Source organism: Streptomyces sp. NPDC001617, from assembly GCF_053596855.1.
On the sequence record NZ_JBSFHA010000046.1, the window covers coordinates 1 to 26,826 of the forward strand.

Annotated in this window: 25 protein-coding genes; 15 read left to right on the forward strand and 10 right to left on the reverse strand. The window is 70.3% G+C overall.

Annotation, left to right across the window (positions count from 1 at the left end; translation table 11 throughout):
• Positions 1-41 precede the first annotated feature (41 nt).
• Both ACWC09_RS29950 and ACWC09_RS29955 read right to left on the reverse strand, forming a co-directional pair.
• On the reverse strand, positions 42-1,319 hold the full coding sequence (locus ACWC09_RS29950) for an extracellular solute-binding protein (RefSeq protein ID WP_450854042.1): 1,278 nt from the start codon (positions 1,317-1,319) through the stop codon (positions 42-44).
• Positions 1,320-1,366: 47 nt separating this feature from the next.
• Positions 1,367-2,419 (reverse strand): carbohydrate kinase family protein, encoded by a 1,053-nt coding sequence (locus tag ACWC09_RS29955; protein WP_450854043.1) that lies wholly within the window; start codon positions 2,417-2,419, stop codon positions 1,367-1,369.
• A 128-nt stretch (positions 2,420-2,547) separates the two neighbouring features.
• Between ACWC09_RS29955 and ACWC09_RS29960 the strand changes: the two genes are divergently transcribed.
• Genes ACWC09_RS29960 through ACWC09_RS29975 form a run of 4 tightly spaced genes read left to right on the forward strand, consistent with a single transcriptional unit; the run spans position 2,548 to position 8,998 of the window.
• Positions 2,548-3,312, forward strand: a complete 765-nt coding sequence (locus tag ACWC09_RS29960) for a DeoR/GlpR family DNA-binding transcription regulator (protein WP_450854090.1) — start codon at positions 2,548-2,550, stop codon at positions 3,310-3,312.
• Positions 3,309-4,646 carry a 6-phospho-beta-glucosidase gene (locus ACWC09_RS29965; protein WP_450854044.1) on the forward strand — a complete coding sequence of 446 codons (1,338 nt, stop codon included), beginning with the start codon at positions 3,309-3,311 and terminating at the stop codon, positions 4,644-4,646. The genes ACWC09_RS29960 and ACWC09_RS29965 overlap by 4 nt, the downstream gene beginning before the upstream one ends.
• A 53-nt stretch (positions 4,647-4,699) precedes the next feature.
• Positions 4,700-7,744, forward strand: coding sequence for an alpha-mannosidase (locus tag ACWC09_RS29970; RefSeq protein WP_450854045.1), 3,045 nt, complete (start codon positions 4,700-4,702; stop codon positions 7,742-7,744).
• 3 nt (positions 7,745-7,747) lie between these two features.
• Entirely contained in the window at positions 7,748-8,998 is a 1,251-nt protein-coding gene (locus tag ACWC09_RS29975) for an alpha-L-fucosidase (RefSeq protein WP_450854046.1), read from the forward strand.
• Positions 8,999-9,005: 7 nt separating this feature from the next.
• Here ACWC09_RS29975 and ACWC09_RS29980 read toward each other — a convergent pair whose 3' ends face one another.
• From ACWC09_RS29980 to ACWC09_RS29990, 3 genes are all read right to left on the reverse strand, one after another.
• Positions 9,006-9,725, reverse strand: a complete 720-nt coding sequence (locus ACWC09_RS29980) for a hypothetical protein (protein ID WP_450854047.1) — start codon at positions 9,723-9,725, stop codon at positions 9,006-9,008.
• Between the two features lie 111 nt (positions 9,726-9,836).
• Positions 9,837-11,525, reverse strand: a complete 1,689-nt coding sequence (locus ACWC09_RS29985) for a carbohydrate binding domain-containing protein (RefSeq protein ID WP_450854048.1) — start codon at positions 11,523-11,525, stop codon at positions 9,837-9,839.
• Between the two features lie 147 nt (positions 11,526-11,672).
• Positions 11,673-12,797 (reverse strand): ATP-grasp domain-containing protein, encoded by a 1,125-nt coding sequence (locus ACWC09_RS29990; RefSeq protein ID WP_450854049.1) that lies wholly within the window; start codon positions 12,795-12,797, stop codon positions 11,673-11,675.
• 292 nt (positions 12,798-13,089) lie between these two features.
• On the opposite strand from ACWC09_RS29990, the gene ACWC09_RS29995 reads away from it, so the two are divergent.
• A complete protein-coding gene (locus ACWC09_RS29995) occupies positions 13,090-13,950 on the forward strand; it encodes a metallophosphoesterase family protein (RefSeq protein WP_450854050.1) in 861 nt (286 codons plus the stop codon).
• The gene (locus ACWC09_RS30000; RefSeq protein WP_450854051.1) at positions 13,947-14,633 is read left to right on the forward strand and encodes a 4'-phosphopantetheinyl transferase family protein; all 687 of its coding nucleotides are present in this window, start codon (positions 13,947-13,949) and stop codon (positions 14,631-14,633) included. The genes ACWC09_RS29995 and ACWC09_RS30000 overlap by 4 nt, the downstream gene beginning before the upstream one ends.
• A 24-nt stretch (positions 14,634-14,657) precedes the next feature.
• Here ACWC09_RS30000 and ACWC09_RS30005 read toward each other — a convergent pair whose 3' ends face one another.
• Entirely contained in the window at positions 14,658-14,885 is a 228-nt protein-coding gene (locus ACWC09_RS30005; protein WP_450854052.1) for a hypothetical protein, read from the reverse strand.
• A gap of 216 nt (positions 14,886-15,101) precedes the next feature.
• On the opposite strand from ACWC09_RS30005, the gene ACWC09_RS30010 reads away from it, so the two are divergent.
• A complete protein-coding gene (locus tag ACWC09_RS30010; RefSeq protein WP_450854053.1) occupies positions 15,102-16,124 on the forward strand; it encodes an alpha/beta fold hydrolase in 1,023 nt (340 codons plus the stop codon).
• A gap of 21 nt (positions 16,125-16,145) precedes the next feature.
• Here the strand turns inward: ACWC09_RS30010 and ACWC09_RS30015 are convergent, their stop codons facing one another.
• Both ACWC09_RS30015 and ACWC09_RS30020 read right to left on the reverse strand, forming a co-directional pair.
• Positions 16,146-16,676 (reverse strand): toxin-antitoxin system, toxin component, encoded by a 531-nt coding sequence (locus ACWC09_RS30015; RefSeq protein ID WP_450854091.1) that lies wholly within the window; start codon positions 16,674-16,676, stop codon positions 16,146-16,148.
• 32 nt (positions 16,677-16,708) lie between these two features.
• Positions 16,709-17,365 (reverse strand): helix-turn-helix domain-containing protein, encoded by a 657-nt coding sequence (locus tag ACWC09_RS30020; protein ID WP_450854054.1) that lies wholly within the window; start codon positions 17,363-17,365, stop codon positions 16,709-16,711.
• 223 nt (positions 17,366-17,588) lie between these two features.
• Between ACWC09_RS30020 and ACWC09_RS30025 the strand changes: the two genes are divergently transcribed.
• Positions 17,589-18,260: an MmyB family transcriptional regulator gene (locus ACWC09_RS30025; RefSeq protein WP_450854055.1), complete on the forward strand. Its 672-nt coding sequence runs from the start codon at positions 17,589-17,591 to the stop codon at positions 18,258-18,260.
• A gap of 17 nt (positions 18,261-18,277) precedes the next feature.
• Here ACWC09_RS30025 and ACWC09_RS30030 read toward each other — a convergent pair whose 3' ends face one another.
• Entirely contained in the window at positions 18,278-19,063 is a 786-nt protein-coding gene (locus ACWC09_RS30030) for a PDC sensor domain-containing protein (protein WP_450854056.1), read from the reverse strand.
• Positions 19,064-19,102: 39 nt separating this feature from the next.
• Positions 19,103-19,828, reverse strand: coding sequence for a FadR/GntR family transcriptional regulator (locus tag ACWC09_RS30035; protein WP_450854092.1), 726 nt, complete (start codon positions 19,826-19,828; stop codon positions 19,103-19,105).
• Between the two features lie 128 nt (positions 19,829-19,956).
• On the opposite strand from ACWC09_RS30035, the gene ACWC09_RS30040 reads away from it, so the two are divergent.
• From ACWC09_RS30040 to ACWC09_RS30070, 7 genes are all read left to right on the forward strand, one after another.
• Positions 19,957-20,994, forward strand: a complete 1,038-nt coding sequence (locus ACWC09_RS30040; RefSeq protein WP_450854057.1) for an ABC transporter ATP-binding protein — start codon at positions 19,957-19,959, stop codon at positions 20,992-20,994.
• Positions 20,995-21,020: 26 nt separating this feature from the next.
• On the forward strand, positions 21,021-22,220 hold the full coding sequence (locus ACWC09_RS30045; protein WP_450854058.1) for an ABC transporter substrate-binding protein: 1,200 nt from the start codon (positions 21,021-21,023) through the stop codon (positions 22,218-22,220).
• A 3-nt stretch (positions 22,221-22,223) separates the two neighbouring features.
• The gene (locus ACWC09_RS30050) at positions 22,224-23,087 is read left to right on the forward strand and encodes an ABC transporter permease (protein WP_450854059.1); all 864 of its coding nucleotides are present in this window, start codon (positions 22,224-22,226) and stop codon (positions 23,085-23,087) included.
• 11 nt (positions 23,088-23,098) lie between these two features.
• The gene (locus ACWC09_RS30055) at positions 23,099-23,914 is read left to right on the forward strand and encodes an ABC transporter permease (protein ID WP_450854060.1); all 816 of its coding nucleotides are present in this window, start codon (positions 23,099-23,101) and stop codon (positions 23,912-23,914) included.
• A 62-nt stretch (positions 23,915-23,976) separates the two neighbouring features.
• On the forward strand, positions 23,977-25,128 hold the full coding sequence (locus ACWC09_RS30060) for an NAD(P)/FAD-dependent oxidoreductase (RefSeq protein WP_450854061.1): 1,152 nt from the start codon (positions 23,977-23,979) through the stop codon (positions 25,126-25,128).
• Positions 25,125-25,427 (forward strand): (2Fe-2S)-binding protein, encoded by a 303-nt coding sequence (locus ACWC09_RS30065; protein ID WP_450854062.1) that lies wholly within the window; start codon positions 25,125-25,127, stop codon positions 25,425-25,427. Before ACWC09_RS30060 ends, ACWC09_RS30065 begins: the two co-directional genes overlap by 4 nt.
• Positions 25,420-26,817: an FAD/NAD(P)-dependent oxidoreductase gene (locus ACWC09_RS30070; protein ID WP_450854063.1), complete on the forward strand. Its 1,398-nt coding sequence runs from the start codon at positions 25,420-25,422 to the stop codon at positions 26,815-26,817. Before ACWC09_RS30065 ends, ACWC09_RS30070 begins: the two co-directional genes overlap by 8 nt.
• Positions 26,818-26,826: the final 9 nt, after the last annotated feature.

Genomic DNA, 26,826 nt, shown 5'->3' on the forward strand with positions numbered 1-26,826 from the left:
GGGGCGCCTCGGCGGGGCCGGTCACCGGAGGTGACGACACCTCAGCTCACCCCCTGCCGCCGGGCGATCTGCTTGGCCTGGCTGACCGCGTCCTTCCAGGCGTCGTCGGGCTTCTTGCCCTTGGCCTCGATGTTGGTCAGCTCCGTCTTGTAGGGAGCCATGACAGCGGCGTCGGCCGGGGCCTCGTAGGCGTCCGGGACGGCCTTGGCGGCCGGCCCGAAGACCTCGATGATCTTCTGTCCGCCGAAGAAGGCGTCCGGGCCCGTCATGGCCGGCGTGGTGTAGGCGGCCGGGGCGGCGGGGAAGATGGCGGCGTCGGTGAAGCCGCGGGCGTCGTTGGCGGGGCTGAGGATCCAGCTGATGATCTTGAATGCCTCTTCGGGGTTGCGGCACTGCTTGGGCAGGGCCAGGTAGGAGCCGCCCTGGTTGGCCGGTCCGACGGGCATCGCGCACACCCGCCACTTGCCCTTGGTGGCCGGGGCCGCCTGCTCGATGTCCAGCGCGTGCCAGGCCGCGCCGAGCTCGGTGAGGAGGTTCTTGCCGATTGCGGCGTTCCAGGTGTTGTCGTTGATCTTGGCGTCGAGGCCGAGGGTGTAGGGGCGCACCGACGTGGTCCAGGCGGCGCGGATGTGGTCCTGGTCGCCGATGAAGTGGTTGTTCTTGTCGATGAACCGCTGGGTGCCCTGGCCGACGGTCATGTCGAACATGGAGCCGAGGTTGTTGACCAGGTAGGTGCCGGGGTTCTTCTTCTGCAGCTCGGTGCCGAGCGTGAAGTAGTCCTCCCAGGTCTTGACCAGGGCGGCGACCTTGTCGGGGTCGGTCGGCACCCCGGCCTTGGCGAAGAGGTCCTCGCGGTAGAACAGCGCGGTGGGGCCGATGTCGATCGGGAAGCCGATCTGCTTGCCGTCCGCGGTCTGGGCGAGCTTGGTCTTCCAGTCCAGGTACTGGGACGAGAGCTTCTTGAAGCCGAGGTCGTTCAGGTCGAGGAAGCGGTTGGCGTTGGGCAGGAAGGACGCGATGTCCTCGCCCTTGATGCCGGTGATGTCCGGCACGGAGGTGCCCGCCGCGATGGTGGTGGTGAGCTTCTGCTTGAAGTCGCCGCCTATGGAGGCGGTGGTCAGCTTGATCTGGCCGCTGAAGTGCGTCTTCGCCTCCGCGACCACCTTCTCGCTGAGCGCGCCACCCCAGTACCACAGGGTGAGGTTCTTGCCGTTCTTGGTGCCGCCCGATCCCGAGCTGCCGCCGCACGCGACGGTCAGGCCGGACGCGGCCGCGGTGAGCGCGGCGGCCTGGAGGAAGCCTCTACGAGAAAGGTCCACGGGTCACTCCTGTTGTTCCTGTTCGAGGTGCTGAGGGGCTTGAGGGGTCAGTGCAGCCGGTCGGAGACGCGTGGACCGACGAGCGTGTGCGGGGCGGGCGGGGTCACCGGCGCGTACCGCACCGGCGGGCCGACGTCCGACGGGAGACGGTCCGCCAGGAAGCCGTACGCGCGTTTGAGGTCGGGGTCGGTCAGGGAGCGCCACCAGCGGGCGACGCCGTACCAGCCGGGCGCGGCGAGCGCCCCGCCGTGGTGCTGGACGGCCAGGCCCGCGGCCAGAACGGCGAACCGCAGCCGTTCCTCCAGCGGCCAGCCGCCGAGCGAGGCGGCGACGAAGCTCGCGCCGAACACGTCACCGGCGCCCGTCGCGTCGAGGACGTCGACGTCCAGGGCCGGGACCTCCGCGTACTCGCCGGTGACCTGGTCGACGGCGACCGCGCCGTCCCCGCCGCGCGTGACCACGGCGACCGGGACGAGTTCGGAGAGCGTGCCGAGGGCCGCGACCGCGCTGTCGGTGCGGGTGTAGGCCATCGCCTCGGTCTCGTTGGGGAGGAAGGCGTGGCAGAGCTTCAGCTGGTCGAGGAGGTCGGTGGACCACTCCTGGGTGGGGTCCCAGCCGACGTCGGCGTAGACGTGCGTGCCGTTCGCGGCGGCCTCGGCGATCCACTCGCGCGGCTCGGCCTCGAGGTGGATGAGGGCGGTGCGCGCCTCGGGCGGGTCGCCCATCAGCACGTCCTGCGAGTACGGGGGCTCCTGGCCGTGGGTGACCAGGGCGCGGTCGTTCCCGTGTGCGAGCGAGACGGTGACGGGGGTGTGCCAGCCGTCCGCCGTGCGGGAGAGCGAGAGGTCGATGCCTTCCTGGTCGCACAGGATGTCACGGCAGTACTCGCCGTAGAAGTCGTCGCCGAAGACCGCGGCCAGCGAGGTGCGCAGACCGAACCGGGACGCGGCCACCGCGAGGTTCGCGATGCCGCCGGGGCCGCAGCCCATGCCGTCCGTCCAGATCTCCTCACCCGGCGTCGGCGGCTTCCCGAGCCCCGTGAGGACGAGGTCGTAGAAGAGCAGCCCGGTCAGGAGCACGTCGGGCCTGTCGTCGTCCACGCGCACAGCCTCTCGTCAAAACTCGTCATTTTCGATGACGGGAATCGTGCGCTGATCCACGAGATTGGTCAATACCCGAGCAGAACTGAGCATGGAAATGATTGAAGATGACGAGTAGTGTGCACGCCGTGCTGGCAGAACGACGACACCAACTCATCCTGCGGGCCCTGCGCTCCGGTGGCCCCGCGGCTGTGACCGACCTCTCCGAGCAGCTGGGCGTGAGCCCCGCCACGATCAGGCGCGACCTGGTCAAGCTCGAGGAGGACGGTCTGCTCACGCGCGTGCACGGCGGCGCCGTCGCGGACGAGGGCGACCAGCCCTTCGCCGAGGTCGCCGAGGTCCGCGTGGCCGAGAAGGACGCGATAGCCGCCCGTGCCGCGGCGATGGTGAGCGACGGCCAGTCCGTCCTGCTCGACATCGGGACCACGGCCTTCCGGCTCGCCCGCCAGCTGCACGGCCGCCGCCTCACGGTGATCACCAGCAATCTGGTGGTCTACGAGGAGCTCGCCGACGACGAGGGCATCGAACTGGTGCTGCTCGGCGGCATGCTCCGCCGCGAGTACCGCTCCCTGGTCGGCTTCCTCACCGAGGACAACCTGCGCCAGCTGCATGCCGACTGGCTCTTCCTCGGCACCAGTGGAGTGCGCCCCGGTGGGCAGGTGATGGACACGACGGTCGTCGAGGTGCCGGTCAAGCGCGCCATGATCAAGGCGAGCGAGAAGGTCGTCCTGCTCGCCGACTCGGCGAAGTTCCCGGGCACCGGGATGGCGAAGGTCTGCGGTCCCGAGGACCTGGACGTGGTGGTGACGAACGCGCCGGCCGATCCGGCGACCCGCTCCTCGCTGGAGGAGGCGGGCGTCGAAGTGGTCGTGGCAGGAAAGGTGCAAGCGTGAAGCTGACGATTCTGGGCGGCGGCGGGTTCCGGGTGCCGCTCGTGTACGGGGCGCTCCTGGGCGACAGAGGCGAGGGCCGGGTCACCGAGGTCGTCCTGCACGACCTGGACGCCGGCCGGCTGTCCGCGGTGACCCGTGTCCTCGCCGAGCAGGCCGCGCAGGTCGCCGACGCCCCCGACGTCACCGCGACGACCGACCTCGACGAGGCCCTGCGCGGAGCCGACTTCGTCTTCTCCGCGATCCGCGTCGGCGGTCTGGAGGGCAGGGCGAACGACGAGCGGGTGGCCCTCGCGGAGGGCGTCCTCGGCCAGGAGACGGTCGGTGCGGGCGGCATCGCCTACGGCCTGCGGACCGTTCCCGTCGCCGTCGACATCGCCCAGCGGGTGGCCCGGCTCGCCCCCGACGCCTGGGTCATCAACTTCACCAACCCGGCCGGCCTGGTCACCGAGGCCATGTCCCGCCACCTCGGCGACCGCGTCATCGGCATCTGCGACTCGCCGGTCGGCCTCGGCCGCCGTATCGCCCGGGTGCTCGGCGGGAACCCGAAGGAGGCGTGGATCGACTACGTCGGCCTCAACCACCTCGGCTGGGTCCGCGGCCTGCACATCGCAGGGCGTGACGAGCTCCCGCGGCTGCTCGCCGACCCCGACCTGCTCGGTTCCTTCGAGGAGGGCAAGCTCTTCGGCGTCGACTGGCTCCAGTCCCTCGGCGCGATCCCGAACGAGTACCTGCACTACTACTACTTCAACCGCGAGGCCGTCCGCGCCTACCAGCAGGCCGAGAAGACCCGCGGCGCCTTCCTCCGCGACCAGCAGGCCCATTTCTACGAGGAGATGCGCGACCCCGACGCCCACGCCCTCGCCGCCTGGGACCGCACCCGGGCCGAGCGCGAGGCGACGTACATGGCGGAGAACCGGGAGACCGCGGGCGCCGGGGAGCGCGACGCCGACGACCTCTCCGGCGGCTACGAGAAGGTCGCGCTCGCCCTGATGCGGGCCATCGCCCGCGACGAACGCACCACCCTGATCCTCAACGTCCGCAACCGCACCACACTCTCCGTGCTCGACACCGACGCGGTCATCGAGGTGCCCTGTCTGGTCGACGCCAACGGCGCCCACCCGGTCTCCGTCGCCCCGCTGCCCGACCACGCCACCGGGCTGGTCTGCGCGGTCAAGGCGGTCGAGCGCGAGGTGCTCGCCGCCGCCGAGTCCGGCTCCCGTACGACAGCGGTGAAGGCGTTCGCGCTGCACCCGCTGGTCGACTCCGTGAACGTGGCCCGACGGCTGGTCGAGGGCTATGCCGACGTCCACCCCGGCCTGGCGTACCTTAAGTAAGCACTCGCTGGAAAGCGCTTTCCCTCCGCTCTCTCCCGCACTGGAGACTTCTGATGCACGACGAACGCCGCCGGATCGAGGAGCGCGCCGAGCGCCTCCACACCCAGCGCATCAAGCCCGCCGTCTACGCGGCCACCGTCCCGATGACGGTCGAGGCCTGGCAGGCGCCGGGCGAGCCGGTCCCCTTCGAGGAGGCCGCGTCCGCGCGCTACGAGCCCTTCGCGATGGACACCCTGTGGGGCCCGCCGTGGGGCACGACCTGGTTCCGGATGAACGGCCGGGTGCCCGCCGAGTGGGCGGGCAGGCGCGTGGAGGCGGTCATCGACCTCGGCTTCGTCGGCGACTGGCCGGGCAACCAGGCCGAGGCCCTGGTCCACCTGCCCGACGGCCGCCCGCTGAAGGCGGTCAACCCGCTCAACCAGTACGTGCCGATCGCGAACCCGGCGCAGGGCGGCGAACAGATCGACTATCTGGTCGAGGCGGCCTCCAACCCCGACATCCTCGCCAACAACTTCGCGGCTCCGACCCCGCTGGGCGATGTCCTGACCGCCGGCGACAAGCCCCTCTACACCTTCCAGCGCGCCGACCTCGCCGTCCTCGACGAGGAGGTCTGGCACCTCGACCTCGACCTCCAGGTGCTGCGCGAGCTGATGGTCGAGCTCGGTGAGCACGACCCGCGCCGGCACGAGATCATGCACGCGCTGGACCGCTCCCTGGACCTGTTGGACCTGGACGACATCTCGGGCTCCGCCGCAGCCGTGCGCGAGGCCCTGCGCCCGGTCCTGTCCAAGCCCGCGAACGCCAGCGCCCACGTCATCTCCGGCGTCGGCCACGCCCACATCGACTCGGCGTGGCTGTGGCCCATCCGTGAGACCAAGCGCAAGACGTCCCGTACGTTCTCGAACGTGACCTCGCTCGCCGACGAGTACGAGGAGTTCGTCTTCGCCTGCTCCCAGGCCCAGCAGTACGAGTGGGTGCGCGACAACTACCCGCACGTCTGGGCCCGCATCCAGGAGTCCGTGAAGAAGGGCCAGTGGGCGCCGGTCGGCGGCATGTGGGTCGAGTCCGACGGCAACCTGCCCGGCGGCGAGGCCATCGCCCGCCAGCTCGTCCACGGCAAGCGGTTCTTCATCGAGCACTTCGGCATCGAGACCAAGGGCGTCTGGCTGCCGGACTCCTTCGGCTACAACGCCGCGTACCCGCAGCTCGCCAAGCTCGCCGGCAACGACTGGTTCCTCACCCAGAAGATCTCCTGGAACCAGACCAACACCTTCCCCCACCACACCTTCTGGTGGGAGGGCATCGACGGCACCCGCATCTTCACCCACTTCCCGCCCGTCGACACCTACAACGCACGCTTCAGCGGCGAGGAGATGTCCCGCGCGGTCCGCAACTACGCCGAGAAGGGCAACGCCACCCGCTCCCTCGCCCCCTTCGGCTGGGGCGACGGCGGTGGCGGCCCCACCCGCGAGATCATGGAACGGGCACGCAGGCTGGCCGACCTGGAGGGCTCGCCCAAGGTCGTCGTCGAGCACCCGGACGCCTTCTTCGCCAAGGCCCGCGAGGAGTACCCGGACGCCCCGGTGTGGGTCGGTGAGCTCTACCTGGAACTGCACCGCGCCACCTACACCTCGCAGGCCCGCACCAAGCAGGGCAACCGTCGCTCCGAACACAAGCTGCGCGAGGCCGAGTTGTGGGCGACGACGGCGGCGCTGCACGCGGCGGGCTACGCCTACCCGTACGAGAAGCTGGACCGGCTGTGGAAGACGGTGCTGCTGCACCAGTTCCACGACATCCTGCCGGGTTCGTCCATCGCCTGGGTGCACCGGGAGGCGGAGGCCGAATACGCCCGCGTGGCCGTCGAGTTGGAGGAGCTGACCGCGGAGGCCGTGGCCGCGCTGGGCGGTGGCGGGACCCGGGTCTTCAACACCAGCCCCTTCGACCGCGCCGAGGTCATCCGTACCGCCACCGGTGTGCCCACGTACGTCGAGGTGCCGGCGAACGGCAGCGCGCCGGTCGTGGTGGCCGAGGCCCCGCAGCCGGTCACGGTGAGCGGGCGCGTCCTCGACAACGGCCTGGTGCGGGTGGAGGTGGCGGAGGACGGGACGCTGGCGTCCGTGCGCGACCTGCGGGCCGGCGGCCGTGAAGTCCTGGCCGACAAGGGCAACCTGCTGCGCCTGCACACCGACCTCCCGAACTACTGGGACGCCTGGGACGTCGACAAGCACTACAAGAACCGCTACACGGACCTGCTGGACGCCGACTCCTTGGTCGTCGTCGACGAGGACCCGCTGCTCGGTTCGATCCGTGTCACCCGATCCTTCGGCAAGGGCTCGCAGATCACCCAGACGATCACGCTCCGCGCGGGCAGCCCCCGGATCGACTTCGAGACGGACATCGACTGGCACGAGGCCGAGAAGTTCCTCAAGGCGGGCTTCCCCGTCGACATCCGCGCCCCGCACTCCTCCGCCGAGATCCAGTTCGGCCACATCCAGCGGCCCACGCACACCAACACCAGCTGGGAGGCGGCCCGTTTCGAGGTCTCCGGCCACCGCTGGGTGCACGTGGCCGAGCCCGGCTACGGCGTCGCCGTGATCAACGACTCGACCTACGGCCATGACGTCTCCCGCACGGTCCGCGAGGACGGCGGTACGACGACTCGGGTCAGCCTCAGCCTGGTCCGCGCCCCGCGCGTCCCGGACCCGGGCGCCGACCAGGGCCGCCACCGCATCACGTACTCGCTCCTGCCCGGCGCGAGCATCGAGGACGCCGTCGCCGAGGGCTACGCCCTCAACCTCCCGCTGAGGGTGGCCGATTCGGCGGGCGCGCCGGAGCCGGTCGTCTCCGTGGACGGGGAGGGCGTGACGGTCGAGGCCGTGAAGCTGGCCGACGACGAGAGCGGCGACGTCGTCGTCCGCCTCTACGAGTCCAACGGCGGACGGGCCACGGGTGTGCTGCGCACGAGCTTCCCGCTGGCCGGTGCCCAGGTGACCGACCTGCTCGAACGCCCCCTGGAGGACGCGGAGTCGGCCGACGGCGGGGTCTCCGTCTCCCTCCGCCCCTTCCAGATCCTGACGCTCCGCCTGCGGAGGGCCTGACCGATGCCCATGCAACCCTGGTTCACCGACGCCAAGTTGGGGATCTTCGTCCACTGGGGCATCTACGCTGTCGACGGCGTCCAGGAGTCCTGGTCGTTCTACGACGACATCGTGCCGCACGACCAGTACATGTCCCAGCTGGAGCGTTTCACGGGTGCCAAGTACGACCCGAAGGCGTGGGCGGACCTGTTCGCCCGGGCCGGCGCCAGGTACGCGGTCCTGACGAGCCGTCACCACGACGGCGTGGCCCTGTGGGACACGGAGTACGGCGACCTCAACCTCGGCAGGGACTACCTCGGCCCCTACGCCGAGGCCCTGCGCGAGAAGGACCTCAAGGTCGGCTTCTACTACTCCCACTCCGACTGGAACCACCCCGACTACGCCTCCACGCGCAAGCCGGGCCGCCCGCCGGAGCAGGAGGACAACCGCTACTCCGAGGTGGCGGCCGAGGACGAGGACCTTCAGGCCTGGGAGCGGTTCATCGCCTACCGGGACGGCCAGATCACGGAGTTGGCCTCCCGCTACCACCCCGACCTGATGTGGTTCGACGGCGAGTGGGACCGCAGCGAGGAGCAGTGGCGGATCCCCGAACTCGCCGCGCACATCCGCTCGTACGTGCCGCATGTCGTCTTCAACGCCCGCATGCTCAGCGAGGGCGACTACGCGACGCCGGAGCAGGGCGCGCCCATCGTGCCGCCGGACGGTCCCTGGGAGCTGTGCCTGACGATCAACGACTCGTGGGGCTACCAGCACCAGGACCACAACCACAAGTCCCTTGCCCAGCTGGTCCGTTACTTCACGGAGACGATCGGCGGAGGCGGCAACCTCCTCCTCGACGTCGGCCCGATGGAGGACGGCACCATCCCGCAGCCGCAGGTCGAGCGCCTGGAAGGCCTGGGGGAGTGGATCCGCAAGCACGCGGAGGCGGTGTACGGCACGGTGCGCGGCCTGCCCGCCGGGCACCACTACGGGCCCAGCACCCTCTCCGCCGACCGGCGCACTCTCTACCTCACCCTGTTCGACATCCCGCGCGCCGAGATCGGCGTCCGGGGCCTGGCCACGAAGGTCCGCAAGGTCAGCGTGGTGGGCACCGGCACCGAGCTCGGCGCGCGGGTGGTCGGCGGGCTGCACGACGCGGTCGGCGTGCTGTGGATCGACCCGCCGACGGAGGCGGACCTGGACCCGTACGCCACCGTGCTGGCCGTCGAGTTGGACGGGGAGCTGGAGCTGTACCGGGGGTCGGGCCGATTCTGACGGTCGCTCACATGTAGCCGTCCCGGTCCTCGTCGCGCTGTCGCCGGGCTTCCCGCCGTCCTCGTACGAGTTCGGTCAGGGGAGCCCGGAGCGCGTGGACGGCCACCAGGGCGCCCGCGATGCCCGCCGCCGTGTACAGCCAGTTCTGCATCGAGGCGAAACGGTGCGACCAGGTGTTGTGCACGCTCAGGTGGATGGTGATCGGGGCGAGGGTGTCCAGGGCGCGGTCCGAGTCGCCCTGGAACGTGGTCACGGTGAGGGCGAGGCCGTAGTCGCCCGGCTCGGTGGCGGACACGCTCCACTGCCACTCCGCGGTGTCTCCGGGCCGGGCGATGAACTGGTGTTTGGGCATGGGGGTCAGCAACACCACCCGCACATCCGAGTCGCCGGCCGACAGAGCGGCCCCCTCGGCCCCGCCCACCTGGAAGGCCCGGGTCACCAGCGCGGCCTGTGCGGTGCCGTGCGAGGACTTCTCGTCCCGCGCGGTGAGGCGGACGTCGTAGGTCAGGTTGCCGTCGACGGAGACCGAGACGGAGGGGTCGTAGGCGAGGGAACCGTCGAAGAGGTGCTTGCGGTCGTCGACGACCGAGGCCTGTAAGTCGGCCTGGCCGGGGCGCTGTCGCACGGACTCGGGGGCCTTGTCGCTCTCCCCGGGCACCCCGCAGGCGGCGAGGCCGAGCGCGAGGAGGAGCACCAGACACCAGGCGGCCGCGATCCTCTTCCTCACGCCTGTGCCGCCCCCGATTTCCGTCACGTCGGACCACGAGGAGGCCCCCGCGGCGGGACACGATTCTTCCCGCCGCGGGGGCCCGGGCGCCAGCCCTTCTTCCGGTCGCCGTCAGCCGGTGAAGCCGGCCGTGATCGAGGTGAACTGCCAGTTGTTCTGGCTGATGCCGGAGCAGTTGCTCACCACGCCGCCGCCCGGGCACGGCCGGTCACGGTTGACCGACCAGAAGGCGAGGCGTGCGATGTGATGGCTGTTGGACCAGTCCTTGATCTGGGTCCAGATCGCCGTGGTCGTGGTCTCCTGCTGGTCGGACAGGCCGTTCATGCCGGAGATGCCGATGTGGGAGTACGCGGTGGCGTCGTCCCATCCGAACGTCGACTTCAGCTTGGCCTTCAGGCCCTCCGCCGCGTTCACGGTGTTGCCGTACATGTCCGAGCCGCCGCCGAAGTCGAACGGCATGATCGTGAAGACGTCGATGTTGGCGCCGAGCGACTGGGCCTGCTCGATGAGCCGGTTGCCGTAGTACGTCGGCCCGGTGGTCGACGTGCCGAAGGTGACGATCGTCTTCAGCCCGGGGTTGTTGGCCTTGACGGTCTTCAGCGCGGTCAGGATCTTCGCCTGCACGGCCTCGTTCTCGAACTCGTCCGTGTTCTCGATGTCCATGTCGACGGCCTTGAGCCCGTAGGCGTCGATCACCTTCTGGATGGCTCCGGCGAGCGCGCTCGCGGAGGAGCAGTTGGCACCGAGCTTGCTGCCCTGCCAGCCGCCGAAGGACGGCACGATGTCACCGCCGGCCGACCGGATCTGGTTGATGGCGGTCTGGTCGACCCCGCCGGTCAGCGCCCGGCTGCCGTCCCAGGCGGGCGTGCAGCCACCGGAGTCCAGCACGAACGCCATCGTGAACCACTTGATGCCGGTGGCGCTCATCACGGTGCTCGGACTCGGCGGATCGCCCCAGCCCTCGTACAGATAGGGCGCGGCCTGCTTGAACCCACTCCCGCCACCGCTGCCCGCGTCGGTGGTCACGGACACCGAGTTGGAGGCACCGGAGGTGTTCCCGGCAGCGTCCCGTGCCTTGACGGTGAAGGCGTAACTCGTGCTCGGCGAAAGGCCGCTGACAGTCGCACTCGTCCCGGACACACTGAGCACGTTGTTCGAGCCGCTGTAGATGTCGTACGCCGTGACACCCACGTTGTCCGACGACGCGTTCCACGACAGCGACACACTCGACGAGGTCTTGCCGGTGGAGGTCAGCCCGGTGGGCGCGGTCGGCGCCTGGGTGTCGGACCCGCCCCCACCGCCACCGGGCCCGTCGAGGCTGATGTCGTCGGCGTAGTAGGTCCCTTGGGCGTACCAGCCGTGGACGTAGATCGTGGCGCTGGTCTGCGAGGCCCCCGTGGTGAACGACACGGACAGCTGGCTGTACGCCGACGGAGAGGTGGTCCAGTTCGAGGCGCCGCCGCTCACGCCCAGGTACACATAGCTGCCGCGCACCCAACCGGTCAGGTTGTACGCCGTGTTGGGCTGCACGGAGACGGTCTGCGTGCACTGCGCGTTGTCGCTGTCCGTCACCGCCCCTTGCAGGGCCTTGGAGCCCCCGTGCACGGGTGAGGAGACGATCGAACCGAGATTCCCGGTGCACGACCAGGGCGAGAGGCTCCCCGACTCGAAGCCCGGATTGGTCAGGATGTTGGCCGCCTGTGCGGTACCCGGAAGAGCGATGGCTCCGGCGAGCGCGAGAGCGGCGGAACCGAGGAGAGCGAGAAGCCGACGTCTGGAACGTCTGAGTGTGTTGCGCACGCGATCTCCCTGAAGGAATGGGGGTGTTCGGGAGTGCAGAGAGAAGTGCAGAGGGGTGCGCAACCAAGTTGGTATGGACCAATCCGCCTGTCAAGGAGAATGACGGAATTGGTCCATACCGGTGAGTGGACTGACGTGCGGCTGAACCTAGAGCGGGAGTGCCTCCGCCGCGGCCTCAACGCTCTCCACGGGTGCAGGCACCACGGGCAGCAGAGGCTCGGTCTCCTCGACTCGCTGTGCGGGCAGAGAAACGGCACGGAGCGGCCGCGGCCCGGAAACCACCGTGTAGTCCTGCCCCAGGAACGGCGGCGTCACCTCACCCGGGTCCTCACCCAGCGCCAACTGCACAGCTGCCCAAGGGGCGTTGACACCGCACAGGGAGAGCTGGTGCAAGCCGCCGGCGGGACGCGTGTTGACATCCATCAACACCGGCTCGTCCCCGAACATCCGGAACTGGATGTTGGACAGATAGTGCAGCCCGAACTCCTCGGCGAGCCGCCGCGCCGGCTCCAGCCACTGCTCGTGCAGCGTGAACCCGCGCCGACGCCCGTTCTTCGTCCGCCCGATCGCCAGCCGCACCCGGTTGTCCGGCCCGGTGAGGCAGTCCACCGACACCTCCGGCTGCTCAAGGCGCGGCATCACGATCCAGTCGACCGGCTCGTCGGACTGCTTCAGCACCTCCACGACCGTGTCCAGCGGCACGTAGGGGCTCGGGAACCCGTTCAGGTGAACCATCGAGAAGGGGGTGCGCGTGATCACACGGAAGCCCACCCCACCCGCACCGGACGCCGGCTTGAAGCACGCCTTGTGCCCGCCCGCCTCCAACTCCTCGACGGCGGCGACGAGTTCATCGGCGCTGCGCACCCGCCACCACAACGGCACCGGCACCCCGATCGCCTGCACGGCCTCGTAGGCGATCACCTTGTCCTCGAAGACGGCGACCGCCTCCGGCGGCGGCGCCAGCAGCGCCGTACCGACCGCCTCGAAGTCCGCGCGGTGCGCCACGATCGCCGACTGCTGCAGCCGGGGCACGAAGACGTCGATCCCACGGCGCTGGCACTGGTCGAGCGCGTACTCGACGTACGCGGCCGGGGACAGCCCCTCCGGCTCCAGTTCCGCCGTGTCGGCGGCGGCCAGCACGGGAGAGTCGGCGTCGCCGTGCGTCGCATGGATCTCGACGGCCCGATCGCTGGGATTTCGCCGCAGCTGATCCATGAAGAACACGTTCTCCGCGTACGTGCGGTTGAGCCAGACGCGTACGCGAGAGACCATGCAGGGCCGTCCTTTCACGGTTCGCGGGCACGGCTGAGCAGCCCGTGCCCGGGCAGGGGAGTTGGAGGGTCACCAAACCGCCCCTGTGAAGGGAATTCCGTAGCGGTGGTGGTGGGGCGATCATACGGCTTCCAGAGGGCCGCGCGTGCAACGTACGTGTTACGGATTTCCCGGTCATGCCCACCGGGACCACGAGTTGCCAGGAGAAGACCGGTGTCACGGGCCTGGTGCCGCCTTGTCCGGACGCCGTGAATGTGTTGTCGTGGTCCCGTCCGAGTGGAGGGGGTGCGAGGTGACGTCGACGGCCGGTGATGCCCGACAGCTGCTGGCCATCAGCGACCTGCACATCGGATACCCGGAGAACCGGGCCCTGGTCGAGGCGATGCGCCCCGGGACCGACGAGGACTGGCTGCTCGTCGCCGGCGACGTCTCGGAGAACGTCTCCGACGTCCGCTGGGCGCTGAAGACCCTCGCGAGCCGCTTCGCCCAGGTGATCTGGGCGCCCGGCAACCACGAGCTGTGGACGCACCCCGGCGACCCGGTCACCCTGCGCGGCGTCGCCCGCTACGAGCACCTGGTCGAGATGTGCCGCGACCTGGGCGTCACGACCCCCGAGGACCCCTACCCCGTCTGGGACGGCCCCGGCGGCCCCGTCGCCGTGGCACCGCTCTTCCTCCTCTACGACTACTCGTTCCTGCCGGCCGGCTGCGCCACCAAGGCCGAGGGACTGGAGTACGCGCACGGCACCGGCATCGTCTGCAACGACGAGTACCTGCTCCACCCCGACCCCTACCCGACCCGCGAGGCCTGGTGCCGGGCCCGGGTCACCGAGACCGAACAGCGGCTCGCCGCCCTCCCCGACGACCTGTCCACCGTCCTCGTCAACCACTACCCCCTGGACCGGCACCCCTGTGACGTCCTCTGGTACCCCGAGTTCGCCATGTGGTGCGGCACCGAACTGACCGCCGACTGGCACCGCCGCTTCCGTGTCGAGACGATGGTCTACGGCCACCTCCACATCCCCCGGACCACCTGGCACGAGGGCGTCCGGTTCGAGGAGGTGTCGGTCGGATATCCGCGGGAGTGGAAGAAGCGGTCGGCGGATCCGGGGAGGCTGCGCCGGGTGCTGCCGAAGGAGGTCGGGGTCGGGTGATCGAGCAGCTGCTGCCGGGCACTGTGGTCGCCGTAGAGGTGCACGGTGACGACGGCACCGAGCCCGCGCCGCTGTACCCCGAGGAGGCCGCGGTCGTCGCACAGGCCGTGCCGAAGCGCCGCCGCGAGTTCGCCCTCGTACGTGCCTGCGCCCGCCGCGCCATGGACAAGCTCGGCGTACCCCCGCAGCCCCTGGTCCCCGGCGAACGCGGCGCCCCCGGCTGGCCGCCCGGCCTGGCCGGCAGCATGACCCACTGCGACGGCTACTGCGCCGCCGCCCTGGTCCGCGCCACCGACCTCGCCTCCCTCGGCATCGACGCCGAACCCCACGACGCCCTCCCCGCGGGAGTCCTCGACGCCGTGGCCCTGCCCGCCGAGGCCGCCCGGCTGCACGGCCTGGCAGCCGACCACCCCGGCGTGCACTGGGACCGCCTCCTGTTCAGCGCCAAGGAGTCCGTCTACAAGGCGTGGTTCCCTCTCACCGGCCTCTGGCTGGACTTCAGCGAGGCCGACATCGAGGTCCTCGCCGACCCGGGCGAACGGCTCAGCGGCGGTTTCCGCGCCGAACTCCTCGTCCCCGGGCCAGTGGTCGGGGGACGGCGGCTCAGCCGCTTCGAGGGCCGCTGGACCGTGCGGCGGGGGCTGGTGGCGACGGCGGTCACGGTGCCGCACGCCGCCGCCTGAGCCCCCGGCCGACGGTGCCGGCGGTCATGGCTCCGGGTACCAGCTCTGCAGCAGCCGGAAGAACTCCTCCTCGTTCCCCGTCAGCCCGGCGGCTGCCAGTGCCTGTTCCGCCTCGGCCAGCACGGAGGGCGGCACGAGAGGTGGTCGCGCCTCGCCGGGCGGACCGTCGAAGGCGGCTCGTACGGTGTGCAACAGCCGCAGGTAGGCCTGTACGGCGGTGCGCTCGCGGTCGGTCAGTACGGCAGTGGGCATCGTCGGCTCTCCCCGTGTCGGCGTCGTCGGTCCGCACCCTGTGTGAGTGCGCGACTCCAGCTTGCCGTGCGCCACTGACAATGGGGTTCGGGCACCTGCGGGTTCGCTCGCTTAGCCGAGGCGAAACGTCCTCGAAATCCCTTGTGGGAAAGCGGTTCTACGCTGGAGAGCAAGAGCTTTCGGCTGCCTGGGGTGGCCTTGGAAAGGGAGGCTTGCGTGGTCGATGTCCCGCACCGGCGCCCGGTGCGCGCAGTACGGCTGCGTCCGGTGGGCGACGGTGAACTGGAATTGCAGTACCGCGTGGTGCACGGCTATCGGCGTGCCTTCCGCATGGCCGGCAAGGGGCCCGCCCTCGTCCTGATACACGGCATCGGCGACTCCTCGGCCACCTGGGCCGATCTCATCCCCGACCTCGCCCGCACCCACACCGTCATCGCCCCTGACCTCCTCGGCCACGGCGCCTCCGACAAACCGCGTGCCGACTACTCGGTCGCCGCGTATGCCAACGGCGTCCGGGACCTGCTCACCACACTCGGTATCGAGTCGGCGACCCTGGTCGGGCACTCGCTGGGTGGCGGTGTGGCGATGCAGTTCGCGTATCAGTTTCCCGAACGGACCGAGCGGTTGATCCTGGTCAGCGCGGGTGGGGTGGGGCGGGAGGTGAATCCCGTGCTGCGGCTGGTCTCGCTGCCCGGTGCCCATCTGATGCTCTCCAGCCTTCGGCTGCCCGGAATGCGGCTCCAAGTGGGGCTCGCGGTGGGATTGATGAAGCTTCTGGACACCGACCTCGGCCAGGACGCCGCCGAGTTGGTCAACCTCGTGGACGCCCTGCCGGACGAGACCTCTCGGAACGCGTTCATTCGCACGCTGCGGGCCGTCGTGGACTGGCGCGGACAGGTCGTGACCATGCTGGACCGGTGTTACCTGACGGAAGGCATGCCGACCATGCTGTTGTGGGGGGACCGGGACAGTGTCGTACCCGTGCGGCATGCGTACGGGGCCCATGAGGCCATGCCGGGGAGTCGGTTGGAGATCTTCGAGGGGGCCGGGCATTTCCCGTTCCACAGCGACCCGGGGCGGTTCGTGTCGCTGGTGGAGGAGTTCACGGGGACCACCCATCCGGCGGACTGGAGCCGGGAGCACTGGCGGGAGCTGCTTCTGGAGGGGCGGCCGGGGGGTGTGGTGAGTCGGGAGCTGGAGCTGGATCTGCGGGAGGCCAGTGAGCGCAGTGCTACGTGAGGGTGGGGTTGGCGGGGCGAGTCAGCTCTGCGGGCCCAGGTAGCCGAGGGAGGCCTCTATGCGGCCGGCGAGGTGGTCGCGTTGTATCGGGCCCCGGGCTCCCGAACCCGCCAGCCAGGTGCGGCACTTGCTGGCCAGGAGCAGGCCGAAGCTCTCCGCGTCCTGTTCATCGGCCAGGTCGGAGTGGGTGCGGGCGGCGACCTTGCGGACCGTGGCCTGGAGGTCGGTGGTGTTCTGGAGGAGACGGGCCGCCACCTTGGCGCCCTCCACGTGATGGGTGCCGTGTCCGGCCTGCATGTGCCAGAGCTCGTGGCCGAGGATCACCAACTGGTGGTCGGGGGCGGTTCGTTCCTCGATGACCACCAGGTCCTGGTCGGCCATGTCGAGCCAGAGGCCGCTTGCCGTGCCGGGCGGGAAGGCCGCGGTGCGGAAGTGGACCGGGCGGCCGCGGCGTCGGCTCATCGCCTCGCACAGGGCGCCGTAGAGGTCCGTGGGGGCCGCGGGGGCGGGGAGGGTCAGTTCCGTGATCAACGCGCCGCACAGTCGGCGCATTTCCCTGGCGATGGCCACAGTCCTCCCCCGGCTCACTTCTCGGGCCGCTTGACGCTCTCCAGGAGCATGTCCAGCCACTCGGCCACCTTGTCGCGGTGCTGGTCGGTGGGGAGCTGGGCGGCCCGCCAGGCGATGCCCCGGACGCCGTGGTCCTGCAGCAGCTTCTCCAGGGGGTCGTCGACGGGGGCCGCCGTCTCCTCGCGTTCGGCGAGTTTCTGGAGGAGCTCCTGTTCGGTGCTCTGGAGGGTGTGGGTGAGGGCTTCGGGGTCTTCGGCGGTGAGGAAGCCCGCGTGGACCCGGAAGAAGCGCTGGATGGCGTCGCAGTGCTCCATGGTGGGGCGGCGGTCGCCGTTGATCAGGGCGCCGGCCTGCTGGCGGGACATGCCCGCGCCGTCCGCGATCTCCTGCTGGGTGTATTTGCGGCCGTTGGGCTTCAGGCGGGTGCGGCGCAGCAGGTCCAGGCGCTGGAGGAAGCGGGCCTGGACGTCGGGTTCGCCTGCCCGGCGGCCGGCCAGGAGGGCCTTGACGACCGGTTCGGGGACGCCCGAGGTGGTGGAGAGGCGGCGCGTGTCGAAGATCTCCGACTGCGGCAGGCCGAGGCGGTCGGCGAGCGTGGTCACGCGTGCGACGACGGCCGACAGGGCGTGGGGCGTCGTCGTGGTGCCCGGACTCTCGAAGCCATCCGTCACCGACAGATCTCCTACGTTTCTCACAGGCTTCTCACAAGCGGTTGCCGTGAACTCGACGGACATTACCGGGTGGTTCGAACTCACATCCAGGTCTCGCCACAACTGTGGCCAGTTTCGGCCGTCAACCGGCATGAAATGCCACGATAGTTGACACGACTCGTGTCCGGGCCGCAGGATCAAGGTGCCGCGTGAAGGCCGCAGAGGCAAGAGGGGTGACCTCCCGATGGCGTATCAGGCAGGAGGGCAGCGGCCGGCACCGCGGCCCGTCCCCGCGAGTCCCGAGGACCAGGCCAATCTGGCGTATCTGCGGGACTACGCCACGCTTCTGGAGGCCGTCCCGTTTCCGTCCGTCGTACTCGACCGCCGGTGGGACGTGGTTCTCTCCAACAACGCTTTCGCGTCACTTTTCGGTGAGGTCGGCCCGCATCCGACGGCCATGCCGGGCCAGAACTTCCTGCGGTTCGTGCTCTTCCATCCGGACGCGGGTTCGGTTCTGGGCGAGCACGAGTCGAGCTGGTGCCTGCCCGTGCTCGCCCACTTCGCCGCCGCTGTGGAGCGGTACGGACACGACCACGGGCTGCAGGCCATCCGGCGGGACATCGCCCAGGACCCGATCATGGAGGCCGCCTACCGTCAGGGGCTGCCCCACTGGATCCGGGCGATGGGGGAACGGGCCGTCGTGCACGACGGGGCCGTACGGTCCGTGGTCCATCCCGATCCGCGATGGGGCGCGACCGAATGCCGGATCGTGGACGAGACGCCCCGGACCCTCCAGGAGATGGGGTACACGCGGTTGACACTGGTGCTGCGGGAGGCGCGCCGTGACCGGTCGCGGGCCCGCAGGACACGGCTCGCGGGGGCGCACCTGAGGGTGGTGCCGGCCGGCGAGGCCTGACCGGGCCCCGCCGGCGTTCAGGTCGCCGACGGTGCCTCGTCAGCAGCGGAGATCACCAGGACCAGGGGGATGCCCCGGCAGGGGATCAGTCGCGTGCCGGGGAAGCGGCTGGGTCCGCCCCTTTCCAGTACGGCTGCGAAGTCCGGGCCCTTGGTGAGCGAACCGGCGAGGTGTGCCGGGTCCGCGGATGCCGCCACGCGCCCGCGTGCGTTCACCAGGTGGGCGGGGCCGGGCAGTTGGCGGAGGAGGGGGAGTACCGCCGTCTCGAAGTGGCGCAGGTAGACGTCGGCCGCGGCCACCCCCGCGAAACGGCCCTGCACTTCGACGGGGGCCGAGAGCGTGAGGCTGTACTCGTCCGAGCAGAGGTAGTCGACGTAGGGGCCCGCCACGGCTCGCCGGCCGGTGTCGCGGGGCAGGGCGAACCAGTCCCAGTGCGTGTAGTCCGAGTACGCCGACTGGTTCGGGTCCAGGTCCAGGAGGAGCGGCCGTACGTCGCCCTCGGCGCCCGTCTGCCACCACTCCAGCCACGCCGGTACGTCCGTCAGCAGGCCGGGGGCCGCCACGAAGCCGACTCCGGAGACCAGCTCGTACCGGTTCAGGCGCAGGTGGAGACCCGGGCGGAGGGCTGCCAGGTCGACCGTCGCGGGGCGGCGGTGTTCCGCGGCCACCCGGGTCAGCAGGGCCACGGTGTCGGCACGGGTGGCGGCGACGGCCTCGAACACGCTCTCCAGGGCGGAGCGGACCCGGATCGCGACCAGCTCCTCCGGTGGTGCCGTGTGCAGTGGCGCCGACGCCAGGCTCATCCGTGCCCTCCCACCGACGGGAGCCGGGGCGGTGGCGGGTCAGAGCGCCAGCCGGAGCCCGATGAGCTTCGCCGTCGACTCCCGGACGCACCGCTCGGCCAGCTCCCTGGCCGATTCGTGGGCTCCATCCTGCACGGCCGAGATTACGGAGCGGTGACGGTCTGCCACCTCTTCACGATATTCGTCGTCCCCGAACACAAGGCAGAGCAGCGCCCCGACCTCGGTCTGCAGGGCGACCTGCTCGCGGGTGAGACGGGCCGACTGGGCGGCCGCGGCCAACTCGACGTGGAAGCGGCCGTATACGCGGCTGCGGGCTGCCGCGTCCTCCGCGTGCGCCAACTCCTCGGCCGTACGGCGGAGTTGGAGGAGGTCGTCCGGTTCCGTGCGCTCCGCGGCCAGGCGTGCCGCCGTGCCGGAGAGGGCCGCCCAGTGGTCGCCCAGGTCGCGGAGTTCCTCGGTGCTCCAGCCGCGCAGCCGGACCTTGAGGCGCTCCTCGCCGGGGACCTCGGGGCGGGAGACGAAGGAGCCGCCGCCGCGGCCCCGGCGCGTGGTGACCAGGCCCTGCTGGCGAAGGGCCATGAGGGCCTCGCGCAGGGTCACCGTGGAGACGCCCAGCTGTCCTGCCAGCTCGCTCTCGCCGGGCAGCTGCTCCCCGTCGGCGAGCAGGCCCAGCTCGATGGCGTCGCCGATACGGCGGACGACCGCGTCGACCCGCGCCCGGCTGTCCACCGGGGCGAAGACGGCTCTGCGGGCGCCGCCGTTCATCTGCTGCTGCTTCACGGCCACCACCTTGTGCGTTGACTCAAGCTTTACCCTAAGGGGGCCTTGAGCTTTGAACTATGACTTCATATCTTTCCGTGCAACGTACGAGAACGCCAGAAAGGTTCCCGTCCATGGAGGGAATTGCGATCCGGCTGCAGGATCTGCGGAAGTCGTTCGCGGAGACGACCGCCGTGGCCGGGATCGACCTGGAGATCAGGGACGGAGAGTTCTTCTCGATGCTCGGTCCGTCCGGGTCGGGCAAGACCACGGTCCTGCGGATGATCGCCGGGTTCGAGATACCGACGCAGGGGCGGATCGAACTCGCCGGGCAGGAGGTCACCGGGCTCGCGCCCTTCGAGCGGGACGTGCACACCGTCTTCCAGGACTACGCGCTGTTCCCGCACATGACCGTCGAGCAGAACGTCGCCTATCCGCTCAAGGTGCGGAAGGTGCCGAAGGCGGAGCGGCTCGTGCGCGCGCGGAAGGCGCTGGCAGAGGTGCGGCTGGAGGGGTTCGGCAAGCGACGCCCGGCCCAGCTCTCCGGTGGTCAGCGGCAGCGGGTCGCTCTCGCACGGGCTCTGGTCGGACGGCCTCGTGTGCTGCTGCTCGACGAACCATTGGGCGCCCTGGATCTGAAACTGCGCGAGCAGATGCAGGTCGAACTGAAGGCGCTGCAGCGCGAGGTCGGGATCACCTTCGTCTTCGTCACCCACGACCAGGAGGAGGCCCTGACGATGAGCGACCGCATCGCCGTCTTCAACCAGGGGCGGATCGAGCAGGTGGGGGCCCCGGCCGAGATCTACGAACGTCCCGCGACCCCCTTCGTCGCCTCCTTCGTCGGCACCTCGAACCTGCTGGAGGGCGAGTCCGCCCAGCGCGTCGTCGGCGCCCCCGGCGTCTACAGCATCCGGCCCGAGAAGATCCGCGTTCTCAAGGAGTCCGCCGAGGCCGACGAGCCGGACCAGGCCACCGCCGTCGGTACCGTCGCCGAGGTCGTCTACCTCGGGGACGCCACCCGCTTCCTGGTCGACCTCGACGCAGGCGGCCGGCTCACCGCCCTCCAGCAGAACCTGGACACCTCCGCCGAGGACGTGGCCGCCTACCGCGGCACCCGGGTGCGACTGCGCTGGCACCGCCGCCACTCGATCCAGGTCCCGGACAACCGCTGAAGCCCCCTCCCGTTTTGGAGAACGTCGTGCGCCTCACCCGAACCCTCCAGGTCGCGGCCTCCGCCGCCGCACTGCTCCTCGCCGCCACCGCCTGCGGCTCCTCCGGCAACGGCGGTTCCTCGTCCACCGGCCTCAACCCCCCTGATCTCAAAGCCCGGTCGAAGCTCGGCAAGTCCGAGGGCCAGGTCAACCTGATCGCCTGGGCCGGCTACGTCGAGAACGGCTCCAACGACCCCAAGGTCGACTGGGTCACCCCCTTCGAGAAGCAGACCGGCTGCAAGGTCAACTCCAAGGTCGCCGCCAGCTCCGACGAGATGGTCAAGCTGATGAAGACCGGCGAGTACGACGCCGTCTCCGCCTCCGGCGACGCCTCCCTGCGCCTCATCGCCTCCGGCGACGCGGCCCCCGTCAACACCAAGCTCGTCCCCCACTACAAGGACATCTTCAGCGGTCTGAAGAACGGCAGTTGGAACTCCGTCAAGGGCCGGATGTACGGCATCCCGCACGGCCGCGGCGCCAACCTGCTGATGTACAACACCCAGAAGGTGACGCCCGCACCGACCTCCTGGTCGGCCGTCTTCGACGACGCCTCGACGTACAAGGGGCACGTCACCGCGTACGACTCCCCGATCTACATCGCCGACGCGGCCCTGTATCTCAAGGCCACCAAACCGGAGTTGAAGATCAAGGACCCCTACGCGCTCGACCAGAAGCAGTTCGACGCGGCCGTCGCCCTGCTGAAGAAGCAGAACGCGAACATCGGCGAGTACTGGAGCGACTATCTGAAGGAGATCTCCGCCTTCAAGAGCGGTGACTCCGTGGTCGGCACCACCTGGCAGGTCATCGCCAACCTGACCGCCCAGGAAGGCGTCAAGGTCAAGGCCTTCGTACCCAAGGAGGGTTCGACCGGCTGGTCCGACACCTGGATGCTCTACTCCAAGGCCAAGCACCCCAACTGCGCTTACCAGTGGATGAACTGGATCGTCTCCCCGAAGGTCAACGCCCAGGTCGCCGAGTACTTCGGCGAGGCACCCGCCAACTCCAAGGCCTGCGAGCTGACGTCGGACAAGAACTTCTGCACCACCTACCACGCGGCCGACGAGAGCTACTGGAAGAACATCGCCTTCTGGAACACGCCCATCGAGCAGTGCCTCGACGGACGTACCGACGTCAAGTGCGTGCCGTACGCCAAGTGGGTCCAGGCCTGGACCGAGATCAAGGGCTGACCCATGGCACTGCTGACCCGGACCGCGGGGGCGCTGCACCGCCGCCCCCGCCTCCGGCTGGCCCTGCTGCTGACCGCTCCGCTGCTGTGGCTGGCCGTGCTCTACCTCGGCTCGCTCGCCGTGCTGTTCGTCTCGGCATTCTGGACGACCGACTCCTTCACCTCCGAGGTGGTGAAGGTCTGGTCGACCGACAACTTCCACGAGCTGTTCACCACGCCCGTCTACCGGCAGGTGATCGTGCGCAGCGTCGGCGTCGCCCTCGCGGTGACGGCCCTGTGCGTGGTGATCGCCTTCCCGGTGGCCTTCTACACCGCCCGCGTCGCCCGCGCGAAGTGGCGTCCGCTGCTGGTCGTCGCCATCCTCACGCCGCTGTGGGCGAGTTACCTGGTCAAGGTGTACGCCTGGCGGCTCATCCTGTCCGAGGGCGGGCTCGCCGACTGGATGCTGAAGCCGTTCGGGCTCAGCGGGCCGGGGTTCGGACTCCCGGCGGCCGTACTGACACTGACGTACCTCTGGCTGCCGTACATGATCCTGCCGATCCACACGGCGTTGGAGCAGCTGCCCGCCAACCTGCTTGACGCGTCAGCCGACTTGGGCGCGCGGACCTGGCGCACCTTCCGGTCGGTCGTGCTGCCGATGGTGCTGCCGTCCGTCGCCGCCGGGTCGATCTTCACCTTCTCACTCAGCCTCGGTGACTACATCACCGTGCAGATCGTCGGCGGCAAGACCCAGCTGATCGGCAACCTCGTCTACTCCAACATCGAGCTCAACCTGCCCATGGCCGCCGCGCTCGGCACGGTCCCGGTCGTCGTCATCGTGCTGTACCTGCTGGCCATGCGTCGTACGGGCGCGCTCAGCAGCCTGTAGAGGAGCCCGCCGTGCAACTCTCCCGTTCCGCGCGCATCGCCCTGCGCGTCGCCGCCGGGCTCGGCTTCGCCGTGATCTACGTCCCGCTGCTGCTCGTGCTCGTCAACTCCCTCAACCCGGACCGCAGCGCGAGTTGGCCGCCGCCGCGTCTCACGCTGCACTGGTGGTCCGTCGCCTGGCAGAACTCCGGTGCGCGGGAAGCCCTTTGGACCTCGGTCAAGGCGGGCCTCGGTGCCACCGCCATCGCCCTGGTCCTCGGTACGCTGATCGCCTTCGCCGTGGCCCGGCACCGCTTCTTCGGCCGTGACGCCATCTCCTTCGTGGTCGTCCTGCCGATCGCCCTGCCCGGCATCGTCACGGGCATCGCCCTCAACTCGGCTTTCGGCACGGTACTCGAGCCGCTGGGGGTGGGTCTGGGGCTGTTCACGGTGATCGTCGGCCACGCGACCTTCTGCATCGTCGTGGTCTTCAACAACGTGGTCGCGCGGTTGCGGCGTACGTCCGGCTCCTACGAGGAGGCCGCGATGGACCTCGGCGCCGACACCTTCCGCGCCTTCGTCGACGTCACCTTCCCGCTGGTGCGGTCGGCGCTGTTGGCGGGCGGACTGCTCGCCTTCGCGTTGTCCTTCGACGAGATCGTGGTGACCACGTTCACCGCGGGGCCCGGCATCGAGACCCTCCCCATCTGGATCTTCAACAACATGACCCGGCCCCAACAGGCGCCGGTGGTGAACGTGGTGGCGGCCGTGCTGGTGCTGCTGTCGGTGGTTCCGATCTATGTGGCGCAGCGGCTGTCGGCCGATACGGCTTCGGGGAGTCGGGTGTGAGGGGTGGCGTCCTGGGCTCGCGAACCGTTTCCAGGTGCAGTGATATGTGACATAGTACTGGCGTGAGTCAGCGACTGACCTGCGATGTCGTCGTGGTCGGGGCAGGCATGGTAGGTGCCGCCTGCGCCCTCTACGCGGCTCGCGCGGGCCTCGACGTCATCGTGGTGGACCGCGGCCCGGTGGCCGGCGGCACCACCGGCGCGGGAGAGGGCAACCTCCTCGTCTCCGACAAGGAACCCGGACCCGAGCTGGACCTCGCCCTGCTCTCGGGGCGCCTGTGGACCGAACTCGCCCAGGAATTCGGCGAGTCGATCGAGTACGAGGCCAAGGGCGGCGTCGTAGTGGCGACTTCGCCCGGCAGCCTCACCGCTCTGGAGCGCTTCGCCGACGAGCAACGCACCGCAGGCGTCACCGCCGAACCCGTCGCCGGGGACGCCCTGTACGGCCTGGAACCCCACCTCGCGCCGGGCCTCCCGGGCGGCGTCCACTATCCGCAGGACAGCCAGGTCATGCCCGCCCTCGCCGCCGCCCGTCTGCTACGGGCCTCGGGCGCCCGCCTGTTCACCGGCCGGACCGTGACGGGCGTACTGCGCACCGCCGAGGGATCGGTCCTCGGCGTCCGTACCGACCGGGGCGACATCCACGCCCCGGCCCTCGTCAACGCGGCCGGTACCTGGGGCGGGGACCTCGCCGCACTCGCCGGCGCCACCCTGCCCGTCCTCCCGAGGCGCGGCTACGTCCTCGTCACCGAACCCCTCCCACGCCTGGTCCGGCACAAGGTGTACGCCGCCGACTACGTGGCCGACGTGGCCAGCGACTCGGCCGCCCTGCAGACCTCGCCCGTGGTGGAGGGCACGGCGGCCGGGCCCGTCCTGATCGGCGCCAGCCGCGAACGCGTCGGCTTCGACCGGTCGTTCTCCCTGCCGGCCCTGCGCGCCCTCGCGGCGGGCGGGACCCGGCTGTTCCCCTTCCTGGCCGACGTCCACGCCATCCGTTCCTACGTCGGGTTCCGCCCCTACATGCCCGACCACCTGCCCGCCATCGGCCCCGACCCCCGCGTCCCCGGCCTCTTCCACGCCTGCGGCCACGAGGGCGCCGGCATCGGCCTGTCCACCGGTACCGGCCACCTCATCGCCCAGGTACTCACCGCGAAGACTCCCGACCTCGACCTGACGCCGTTCAGCCCCGACCGCTTCTCCGAGGAGGGCGCGTGAGTTCACCGCTCGACCTGGCCGACGCGCGTCCCGGCCCCGCCTTCACGGTCACCCTGGACGGCCGGGAGATCGAGGCGCTGCCCGGCCGGACCGTCGCCGCCGCGCTCTGGGAGGCCGGGGTCACCTCGTGGCGCAGCACCCGGGGCGAGGGGCGCCCGCGCGGGATCTTCTGCGGTATCGGCGTCTGCTTCGACTGCCTGGTGACCGTCAACGGCCGCCCCAACCAACGGGCTTGCCTGGTGCCCGTGGCTCCGGGCGATGTGATCCGTACCCAGGAGGGAACCGGCCACGATGACTGACCGACCGCACCTCGCCGTGATCGGCGCCGGCCCGGCGGGCCTCGCCGCGACCCTGGCCGCCGCCGCGCGCGGAACCCGGGTCACGCTGATCGACTCGGCCGCGGAGGCGGGCGGACAGTTCTACCGGCAGCCCGCCACCGGACTCCGCGCACGCCGACCGCAGGCACTGCATCACCAGTGGCGGACCTGGGAACGACTGCGGGACAGCCTGGCCGGCCATGTAAAGGCGGGCAGAGTACGGCACTTGACGGAGCATCACATCTGGTTCGTCGAGCGGCTCGCAGAAGGTTTCACCGTGCACGCGCTGCTCGGCCCCGAGCAGGAGGACCCGGTCACCGTCCGCGCCGACGCCGTGCTCCTCGCCACCGGCGGGTACGAGCAGGTGCTGCCCTTCCCCGGCTGGACCCTGCCCGGTGTCCTCACCGCGGGCGGCGCCCAGGCCATGCTCAAGGGAACCCTCACGGTACCCGGCCGCACAGCCGTCGTCGCCGGGACCGGACCCCTGCTCCTGCCGGTCGCCACCGGACTCGCCGCAGCCGGAGTGGACATCGCCGCGCTCGTCGAGTCCGCCGACCCGCGGGTCTTCCTACGGCAGTCCCGCACCCTGGCCGCCCACCCGGGCAAGCTCGGTGAAGGGGCCCTGTACGCAGGCCAGTTGCTACGGCGTCGGACGCGCACGCTCTACCGCCACACCGTCGTCGAGGCGCACGGCACCGACCGCGTCGAGGCCGTGACCGTCGCCGCGCTCGACGCGGAAGGACGGGTCAGGCCCGGCACCGGACGTCGTATCCCCTGCGACACCCTCGCCGTGAGCCACGGCATGCTCGCGCACACCGACCTCGCGGAGAGCCTCGGCTGCCGGCTCGACGGCACACACGTCCACGTCGACGAGGAGCAGCGCACCGACGTCCCCGGCGTCTGGGCGGCGGGGGAGACCACCGGCATCGGCGGCTCGGCCCTCGCGCTCACCGAGGGGCACATCGCGGGCGGCTCGGCCGCGGCGCGCCTGGCGGGCACCGAACCCGACCCGGGGGAGTGGGCCACGGCCGCCAAGTCCCGTACGAAACTACGGCGGTTCGCGGCAGCGCTGGACCGGGTGTACCGGCCGCCAGCCCGCTGGAGCGAGCAGGTCACCGACGACACCGTGGTCTGCCGCTGCGAGGAGGTGACCGCCGGTACCGTCCGGGAAGCCGTCGGCGAGCTGGGCGCGGGCGACCTGCGCACGGTGAAGCTGCTGACGCGGGCCGGGATGGGCTGGTGCCAGGGCCGGATGTGCGGACCGGCGGTCGCGGGACTCGCCGGGTGCGATCTCACGCCCTCACGGCGGCCGTTCGCGCGGCCTGTACCGCTCGGGGTGCTGGCGCGGGCCGGTGAAGAGACCGATCAGTGATATGTCACA

Coding starts and splice junctions, on each gene's coding strand:
- ACWC09_RS29970 (WP_450854045.1), top strand. CDS start 4,700: ATGCACGACGAACGCCGCCGGATCGAGGAGCGCGCCGAGCGCCTCCAC.
- ACWC09_RS29975 (WP_450854046.1), top strand. CDS start 7,748: ATGCCCATGCAACCCTGGTTCACCGACGCCAAGTTGGGGATCTTCGTC.
- ACWC09_RS29990 (WP_450854049.1), bottom strand. CDS start 12,797: ATGGTCTCTCGCGTACGCGTCTGGCTCAACCGCACGTACGCGGAGAAC.
- ACWC09_RS30005 (WP_450854052.1), bottom strand. CDS start 14,885: ATGCCCACTGCCGTACTGACCGACCGCGAGCGCACCGCCGTACAGGCC.
- ACWC09_RS30015 (WP_450854091.1), bottom strand. CDS start 16,676: ATGCGCCGACTGTGCGGCGCGTTGATCACGGAACTGACCCTCCCCGCC.
- ACWC09_RS30025 (WP_450854055.1), top strand. CDS start 17,589: ATGGCGTATCAGGCAGGAGGGCAGCGGCCGGCACCGCGGCCCGTCCCC.
- ACWC09_RS30030 (WP_450854056.1), bottom strand. CDS start 19,063: ATGAGCCTGGCGTCGGCGCCACTGCACACGGCACCACCGGAGGAGCTG.
- ACWC09_RS30035 (WP_450854092.1), bottom strand. CDS start 19,828: ATGAACGGCGGCGCCCGCAGAGCCGTCTTCGCCCCGGTGGACAGCCGG.
- ACWC09_RS30040 (WP_450854057.1), top strand. CDS start 19,957: ATGGAGGGAATTGCGATCCGGCTGCAGGATCTGCGGAAGTCGTTCGCG.
- ACWC09_RS30050 (WP_450854059.1), top strand. CDS start 22,224: ATGGCACTGCTGACCCGGACCGCGGGGGCGCTGCACCGCCGCCCCCGC.
- ACWC09_RS30070 (WP_450854063.1), top strand. CDS start 25,420: ATGACTGACCGACCGCACCTCGCCGTGATCGGCGCCGGCCCGGCGGGC.